Source organism: Acidovorax sp. HMWF029, assembly GCF_003060895.1.
In the GTDB taxonomy this organism is placed as follows: domain Bacteria; phylum Pseudomonadota; class Gammaproteobacteria; order Burkholderiales; family Burkholderiaceae_C; genus Acidovorax.
The window spans coordinates 1-3745 of record NZ_QAIH01000159.1; the positions used below are offsets into that span (position 1 = coordinate 1).

At 65.9% G+C, this 3745-nt stretch carries 1 protein-coding gene and 1 pseudogene; both read right to left on the reverse strand.

The genetic code is table 11. From position 1 onward, the window contains the following. Nucleotides 1-192: pseudogene (locus DBR12_RS22770) on the reverse strand (RND transporter); the annotation flags it as partial. Further along, nucleotides 189-3344, reverse strand: coding sequence for an efflux RND transporter permease subunit (locus tag DBR12_RS11140; RefSeq protein ID WP_108617304.1), 3156 nt, complete (start codon nt 3342-3344; stop codon nt 189-191). The gene DBR12_RS11140 and the pseudogene DBR12_RS22770, both read right to left, overlap by 4 nt. Nucleotides 3345-3745: the final 401 nt, after the last annotated feature.

Genomic DNA, 3745 nt, shown 5'->3' on the forward strand with positions numbered 1-3745 from the left:
GTGGACGGCCTGGGGCTGTGCGGGTTTCCAGATGCCTTGGGCCTGGGCAGCGGCCTGCTCCTTATAGACCGTCGGGATGTCCATTCTGGGGCGCTCATAGGGTGGCGTCTGCGCGCAGCCCGCCAGCCACAAGCCGCTGACCAGAACAACCGGCCAGGCGGTTCGGCGTGAAAAAGTGGAGGGAGAGGTCATCCGTCGTTTCCTTGCAAGACCGCCGGGGCGGCGGGCGTGGCACCCGCATGCTTGCGGCGGGGGCGCACGGCGCGCAGCACGCGCGTACGCAGCCGGTCCAGCGCCACATACATCACCGGCGTGGTGTAGAGCGTGAGCAGCTGGCTCACCATCAGGCCGCCCACGATCGCAATGCCCAGCGGCTGGCGCAGCTCAGCGCCATCGCCCCGGCCCAATGCCAGCGGCAGCGCGCCAAAAATGGCTGCCACGGTCGTCATGAGGATGGGGCGCAGGCGCAGGTTGCAGGCGCGGTAGATGGCCTGTGCCGCAGACACCGTGGCACCACCCTGCTGGCGCTGCCGCGTCAAGGCAAAGTCGATCATCAAAATCGCGTTCTTTTTGACGATGCCGATCAACAGGATCACGCCGATAAGCGCAATGAGCGAGAACTCGGTCTTGAACAGCATCAGCGCCAGCAGCGCCCCCACGCCCGCAGACGGCAGCGTGGACAAGATGGTGAGCGGGTGCACCAGGCTCTCGTACAACATGCCCAGCACCAAGTAGATTGTGACCATCGCGGCCAAGATCAAAAGCGGCTGACCCGCCAACGCATCCTGGAACGCCCCGGCCGTCCCACTGAAGCTGCCCCGCACCGCCACGGGCACCCCTAGCTCGGCCACTGCGTTGTTGACAGCCACGGTCGCCTGCGAGAGCGACACGCCCGGCGCCAGGCTGAAGCTGATGCTGCTGGCGGGAGTGCCGCGATCGTGGTTGACCGACAGCGGCGTGTTGGTGGTGGTGATGCGCGCGAACGCCGTCAGCGGAATCGGCTGGCCCTGGCTATTGACAAAGAAGAAGCCGCGCAATGTCTCAGGGCTTTGCAGGTAGCGCGGCTCGGCCTCCATCACCACACGGTACTGGTTGAGCGGGTTGTAGATCACGCCTACCTGCCGCTGTCCGAAAGCATTGTTGAGCGTGGCGTCAATCTGGGCCATGGTGAGACCCAGGCGCGCCACGGCGTCGCGGTCGATGGCCAGCGACGTCTGCAGGCCATAGTCCTGCACATCGCTGTTCACGTCCTCCAGCTCGGGCAGCTGGCTCATCACCTGGCGGATGCGCGGCTCCCAGGTGCGCAGGTCGCCAATGTCGTCGGCCTGCAGCGTGTAGTCGAACGAAGCGCCGCTGCTTTGCCGCCCGCCGATGCGTACATCGCGCTGCGGCGACATGAACAGGCGCGCGCCGGGCTCGTTCTTGAGCTGCTCGCGCAGCCGCGCAATGACCACATCCGAACGCTCCTGCCCTGGCCCACGCTTGAGCGTCATGAACATGGCCGCGGAGTTGCGCTGCCAGCCGCCGGTGAAACCCGTCACATGCTCCACTGCGGGGTCGGCCTGCACGATGGACAGAAAGCGTTGCAACCGCTGCTCCATCGCCTGATACGACGTGGCCTGGTCGGCGCGGATAAAACCCGAGATGCGGCCCGTGTCCTGCTCGGGCATGAAGCCCTTGTCGATGGCGGTGTAGAGGTAAACGTTGAGCCCCACCACACCGGCTAGCGCCAGCATGGCCACCGGCTGGTGACGCAGACACCAGGCCAGACTGCGGCGGTACAGGCGCATGCTCCTGATCTGAACGCGGCTCATCCAGCGGCCCACTGCGCCACGCCAGCCGCTTCGCCGCACAGGGGTGAGGTGATGGGGCTTGAGCAGCGCCGCGCACATCATGGGGGTGGTGGTAAGCGACACCACCATCGACACCAGAATGGCCGACGACATGACGATGGCGAACTCCCGAAAGAACCGCCCCACGATGCCGCCCATGAACAGGATGGGCACGAACACCGCGATGAGCGAGATGCTCATCGACACCACGGTGAAACCAATCTCGCGCGCGCCATCGAGCGACGCCCGCAGTGCGGTCTTTCCACGCTCCATGTGGCGCATGATGTTCTCCAGCACCACGATGGCATCGTCCACCACAAAGCCCGTGGCCACCGTGAGCGCCATGAGCGAGAGGTTGTCGAGCGTGTAGCCCGCCAGGTACATGACGCCAAACGTGCCCGCCAGCGACACCGGCACCGCCACGCTGGGGATGAGCGTGGCGCGCCCGTTGCGCAGGAACAGAAACACCACCAGCACCACCAGCGCCACGGCGATCAGCAGCGCGCGCTCGACCTCCTTGACAGAAGCGCGCAGCGTGGGCGTGCGGTCGGAGACCACCTCGATGTCGATGGCCGCCGGGATGGACGCCTGCAGCGCAGGCAGCAGCGAGCGCACACGCTCCACGGCTTCAAGGATGTTGGCGCCGGGCTGCTTGTACACCTGAAGCAGGATGGCCGGCTTGCCATTGGCCACGCCAAAGTTGCGCACATCCTGCACCGAATCCACTACCTCAGCCACGTCCTGCAGCCGCACGGCCTGGCCGTTCTTCCAGCGCAGCACCAAAGGTGCATAGTCAGCCGCCACGCGGGCCTGGTCGTTGGTGGCCACCTGCCAGTAATGGTCCTCGCGCTCCACGGCACCCAGTGGGCGGTTGGCATTGGTGCTGACGATGCCGCTGCGCACCTGCTCCAGCGAAATGCCGTTGGCCGCCAGCCGAACCGGGTCCAGCGCCACGCGCACGGCGGGCAGCGCGCCACCGCTCACCGTGGCCTGGCCCACGCCTTCGACTTGCGAGAGTTTTTGCGCCAGCACGGTGGAGGCCGCGTCGTACATCTGCCCGCGCGTGAGCAGATCGGACGTGAGCGCCAGAATCATGATGGGCGAGTCGGCAGGGTTGACCTTGCGGTAGGTCGGGTTGTTGGGCATCCCCGTGGGCAACAGCGTGCGGGCCGCGTTGATGGCGGCCTGCACATCGCGCGCGGCGCTGTCCACGTTGCGATCCAGGTCGAACTGCAGAGTGATCGTCGTGCTGCCCAGGATGGATCTTGAGGTGATCTCCGTGACACCCGCAATGGCGCCCAGCGACCGCTCCAGCGGCGTGGCGACGGTGGCGGCCATGGTGTCGGGGCTGGCGCCGGGCAGGCTGGCGCTGACCGAGATGGTGGGGTAGTCCACCTGCGGCAGCGGGGCCACGGGCAGCAAAAAATACGACACCGCACCGGCCAGGGCCAGGCCCAGGGTGAGGAGCATGGTGCCGATGGGGCGGTGGATGAAGGGGGTGGAGAGGCTCATGGGCGGGCCTCTTCTTTTAGGATTTTTTGGGCCTTTGCGCGCGTTGGGATTACCTTATTAGCTACATAATCTATAGCAATCAACGTGCTTTGGTTGAGGGCGGGGGCCGGGGTGTGCGCCCGGCGGCGCAGTGGCGTTCTTTTGGCGAAGCAAAAGAAAGTTACTCGCACGCCGGGCGACTCCCGGCTCCCGCACTCAACCCAAGCATGCTTTCCCCACCAGCACGCCAAGGCTTCGACAAGCTCAGCCCGAACGGCAGATGACAAAGCGAAAACCACGAACGCCATCACGCCCCCTCACCCCGCCGCCCACGCCACCGCTGCGCCCACCCCTCAAACGTCAGGTAAATCACCGGCGTCGTGAACAGCGTGAGCAACTGGCTCAGGATCAGCCCCCCCACC